The organism is Bradyrhizobium retamae (genome assembly GCF_001440415.1).
Taxonomy (GTDB): Bacteria; Pseudomonadota; Alphaproteobacteria; order Rhizobiales; family Xanthobacteraceae; genus Bradyrhizobium; species Bradyrhizobium retamae.
On sequence record NZ_LLYA01000038.1, the window covers coordinates 1 to 4,823 of the forward strand.

Consider the following 4,823-nt stretch of genomic DNA (forward strand, 5'->3'; position numbering starts at 1 on the left):
TAGATTACCGGCGCCCCTCGCGAGTGCTCGTGTTGGGTACCGAACCACGCGCCGCAGCTTGTGCGTCAGGCGTTTCCCTTCCGTCTTGTGCTTCGCGATGAAGCGGACAATCTGGTCAGCCCGGAGTAATGGGTGAAGCCGAGTAAGGCGAAGGTCTCTGGCCGCCGCTCGCGCTCGCATCGCGGAGATCGCCACACGGGTGGTCGACTCAATCGGGGAGGAGGAGGCGACGACCAAGCACGTCGCCTTCAGTGTGCAGGAAGCGCCGGCCAGGACCACCCAGGTTGCAGCGAGCGTCGGCGAAGTCACCAACCGCTTCGAGGCAGGAGCCAATGTCTGCCGAACTGCTATCTGAGGAAGCACCTCGGCTGAAGCACGAACTAAACAGCTTCGTCGACAGGTTTCAAGCGGCTTAACTCGGCATGTTAATGTCTTAAGCTCTCGATGCGTGACTTGACCAACGAAGCCAAGTTGCCTCCACCTGCTCGGGCGCGCAAATTCACGCCGTTCAATCAAACCTAGCCTGTTATTTTTGCAAACGCCGTAGCGCTAAGGCTCCTTCTCTCGAGATCGCATTGTCCTCGCTGCAAAACAGCGAACGTGCGGCAGTAATCACGCGGGAAAAATGCATTATTCCAGAGAATTGGCAGAAATAATCCGCCGAATTTCACTACGTTGCGATCCGCGTTGGGGCGCAAAAATTGAGCATGGAAGCTATGGAACGGTACTGACTAAAGCTTCGCAGGGACAATCGAAACCTGAGCGAGTCCTTCGGTGCGAAAGGCACACACTTTCATCTTTGAAAACTAAGCGGCTGCGTAACATTGAGGGGCGATCTCATCTGGCCAAACCTACAGGGCCCGACGGCACTAGTCGTGTGAAGGAGTCCAAATGAATCAATCGAATGTCGCTACGAAGTCGAGGCCCGAGCTAGCTCCCATCCGCTCGAATATCGAGGAGGCAAAGCGCGATCTTACCGATCATGGAATGACGCGTTTCCTCGGCGCAACGACTGAGGATGAGATCGACGCCGCTCGGGCACGGGTGATCGAACAGGCCGCGGGCGAAGATGCGTATGGATGCGGCTATCACGACAGCGGCTTCGGCAGCGTTCACGAGCCCGGCGGTGCCAACCAGCGCGTCTGGAACCTTGTGAATAAAGGCGAGATCTTTCGTCGGCTCATGGTGAACCCTGTGGTGTTGACATTGATGCGCCACGTGCTTGGCGAGGACATCCTGCTTTCTAACCATATAGCGAATATCGCCCACAAAGGGGGGCTTATGGGGAAGCTGCATGGCGACCAAGTGCCCATTGAGACCCCATTCCCCCTCATGGCGAATTGTATCTGGATGCTGCACGACTTCACCGAGGAGAAGGGAGCAACGCGGGTTGTGCCCGGCAGCCACAGGCTAGCGCAACATCCGCCCGCGGAGGCGTTCGAAACCGTACCGGCAATTGGCCCCAAGGGTACGATCATGATTTTTGAGGGCCGCCTTTGGCACGCAACAGGGGCCAATCTCACTGATGAGCCCCGCTATGCACTTCTAACGGCCTACTCCCGCGCCGTCGTACGCCAGCAGGAGAACTTCACGATCTCGGTTGCGCCCGAAGTGTTGGAGGCATGCTCCGAAGAGCAGCTCACGTTGCTGGGCTTTCGCACCATGAGGGGGCGACTTGGGTCGGTTGACGGCTCGGACGCTGGCACGCTCAATCTTCGTCCCAAGGCGTTTTCCCGAGAACTTAGGCCCTAGGCTCAGTCGATGGAGGCTGCACATTCCGTCGTGCGAGACGTGCGCGCACCGATGCGTGAGCCATGCGGGCACCGCATCCAGCGCCTGATGCGCAGGATGGGATTGCGGCGCTGGGGCCGAAGCCCCGCACCAGCAAGCCGGCGCTCGGGCACAAGATCTTCCTGTATCTGCTGCGGGGCTCGCGATCGAGCAGCCGAACCAGGTCTGGTACGCGGACGTCAAACATCCGGGTCGGTCGCGCGCTCCCTCTACGTCGCAATCATGGATTGGGCGAGCCGAGCGGTGCTGGCGTGGCGACTATCGAACCCCATGGACAATCTCGTTCTGCCTCGATGCGCTTGCGGAGGCGCTCGCGCGATTCGGGCGGTCGGACATCTTCAACACCGACCAGGAGATCGGATCGGCCAAGAATCCAACTAACAAACCGGTCCCGGTGGTCCCATGGTCAAGGTTCACCTCAGTTGCATATCGTTTAAGAACTCTGGCCTTTTGCGGGCTACTCGCCGAATTCCTGCGTCCTCGGACAAGTTTTTACTAATATTAAGCGTCCACTACTCCTACTATCGGTAAGCGCCGAAAGCCGGACCGGCAAGGAACTAGGATGAATACTGCGCCTTACTCGCGAAGCTCTTGCTCGCCGACACGATGCGGGAGAGGGGCCCCACAATCTGGGATCCCGGCATGAAAGCTGGCTCGTCCTAAGTTACGACATCTGCGCGATTGAACCCCAGGTTCTTCGCACTGGTGTTATGCATCGTTGCACGTCGTGTTCTAGGAATTCCTCAAAATGAAAGTGCTCGTTTATGACCAGGAGGCAAGTTAGTCGAACTCAATGAGGTGTCTTCGCAAACGATTATGGAAGCGATTCGGAATGCAGGGTTGAATCTGACTGGGCAATGCGGAGGGTGTATGTCCTACGGAACTTGTCAGGTGTACATCGACGATGGTTGGCGGGCGAAACTCGAGCCAGCCAGTGAAACCGAGAATGCGATGTTGGATGTAGTCGAGGATCGCCGCGAGAATTCTCGTCTTCGTGCCAGATCAAGTTAACGAAGGAGTTGGACGGCTTGACCGTGACGCTCGCACCCAATCTAGATTTGTATAGAGATCAGAATCGATCATGGGCTCCGGCAAGAAATCTGGGTCAAATCGATGCGTTCATGGTGTCCAAACGCAGCCTCTACATTGAGAAACCATGGACCTTAATTTCAACATCGCGGCGCTGCTGAAAGGCGCGCGAGTTAGCGTCGGGTCTAAATGGAAGGATCGCGTCGATAAGGATTGTCTCGCACTGCACTAAGCTCGGCTTAGTGCGGAGAAGCGTCAGCGCATAAGCAGCACAACTCAGGTAACAAGCAGTCACCTCATCAACCAAGGCGAATCTAGCCAACAAAAGGAAGTGTCATGCAGAACGATATTTCTACACCTTCACGTCGCTCCTTCCTTGTGAGCACCGCGGGAGTCCTCGCCGCACCGATTGTGCTAAAGACTTCGCGCGCCGTAGCCCAATCGAACTCGGTTGCAATGGTCACTTATGGAGGATCTTATCAGGATGCCACTGTCAAGGCAGTGTTTGATCCGTTTACAAAGGAAACTGGAATCAGGGTCCAGCTCGTTCCATATCCCGGCCTAGATAAAGTCAAGGCAATGCAGCTCACTGGCAATATCGAAATTGACGTTTATCTTTCAACTGGAGCGGAAGCCGCCGCCGGATCCAAACTGGGGTTTTGGGACAAGCTCGACCCCTCCCTTTTCGATCTCAAAGATTTGAAAATTCAGCCGACAAGCGACTACGTCACGTATGAAATCTACGCCCAAGGCGTAACATGGGATCCGAAAAAATTTGGCTCTGGAAAACATCCGACAAACTTTGTCGAATTCTTTGATCGGCAAAAGTTTCCTGGGCGGCGCGCAATACGCGCTCGAGTTCAGAACACGCTGGAGATAGCGCTGCTCGGCGACGGCGTGGCGCCCAAGGACATCTACCCGCTGGATTTGAATCGCGCTTTCAAGGCGCTCGACCGCATCAAGTCTCAGCTTGTATGGGCAGCTAACACCCCGCAAGACACCGCATTGGTGCAGGTCGGCGAGGCTGATTTTAGTATCGCCAATTCCAATCGCGTCAAGGCGACGACCGAGCCAGGCGGCGGGGTACCTTTAGCATTTTCCTTCGAACAAAACGTCCTTGGCGGCTCGACTCTCCAACTTATAAAGGGCGCGCGAAACAAAGACGGTGCGATGAAGCTCATCGCCTATCACTTGCGGCCAGAGGTGCAAGCGAGACTGTATAACTTGGTTGGTGCTACTCCGGTCTCTAAGAAAGGCTCCGCGATGTTGTCGCCCGATGTCAGCAAATGGCAGCCAAACCTAGAAAACCCCAGAAACGTCTACCTTAACGATACATACTGGGCGGACAATTACGAGGCGGCGACGCGTCGGTTCCAGGAGTGGAAGTTGACGTGATTGATCTGTCGCTGCCGGGCGGGTCACCCTCTCGGCAGCGTCTTCACCTCCAAATAGAAAAGCGTCTGGATTATCGATGAAACCAACGAGTGATCTACGCGCGTGGACCATCCTCGTGCCGTGCCAAGCGTGCCGACCGGGTGAAGCTGATCTATTAGGAAGGCACGGGCGTATGCTTGTACGCAAGCGGCTCGAGGACGGGAAGTTCCGCGGGCCAAACGTGCAGGATGGCGTGATGCCGCTATCTGCTGCAGAACTCGCGGCATTTCTGAAAGGACTGGACTGGAAGCGGGTTCACGCTGCGCGAGCGACGCCTGCACCGATGCAGCCGCGATGATCGCGCAGAGTGCCTCAGTGCGATCTATGCCTCGCGATGCATTGCATCGCATGGTCTACATTCTGACGATTCCCGCGCGACGCGCTTCCGATGATGCAAGCACGCGGAAGGCGATGCTGATGGCCGAGCGTGCGCAGAACGATCGTCTGCGTCAAATAATCAAGGAACTGTGCGTATTCCGACGATCGCGACCACCCGCTACGACGGATTGTGACCACCCATTCCGATCGATCGCGACCAGTGTGATGGTGCCGTCAGGTGCATTTTCTGA

General features: G+C 56.4%; 4 protein-coding genes. All 4 read left to right on the forward strand.

The window, feature by feature from the left end; translation table 11 throughout:
• The first annotated feature begins 199 nt into the window (after positions 1 to 199).
• The 4 genes from CQ13_RS42630 (at position 200) to tnpB (ending at position 4,552) form a co-directional block, all read left to right on the forward strand.
• The gene (locus CQ13_RS42630) at positions 200 to 355 is read left to right on the forward strand and encodes a hypothetical protein (protein ID WP_156433554.1); all 156 of its coding nucleotides are present in this window, start codon (positions 200 to 202) and stop codon (positions 353 to 355) included.
• Positions 356 to 891: 536 nt separating this feature from the next.
• A complete protein-coding gene (locus tag CQ13_RS07295; protein ID WP_082637352.1) occupies positions 892 to 1,752 on the forward strand; it encodes a phytanoyl-CoA dioxygenase family protein in 861 nt (286 codons plus the stop codon).
• Positions 1,753 to 3,156: 1,404 nt separating this feature from the next.
• Positions 3,157 to 4,215 (forward strand): ABC transporter substrate-binding protein, encoded by a 1,059-nt coding sequence (locus CQ13_RS07300; protein ID WP_063800041.1) that lies wholly within the window; start codon positions 3,157 to 3,159, stop codon positions 4,213 to 4,215.
• Between the two features lie 172 nt (positions 4,216 to 4,387).
• Positions 4,388 to 4,552 carry an IS66 family insertion sequence element accessory protein TnpB gene (tnpB, locus tag CQ13_RS47020; protein ID WP_197427267.1) on the forward strand — a complete coding sequence of 55 codons (165 nt, stop codon included), beginning with the start codon at positions 4,388 to 4,390 and terminating at the stop codon, positions 4,550 to 4,552.
• The last annotated feature ends 271 nt before the right edge of the window (positions 4,553 to 4,823 follow it).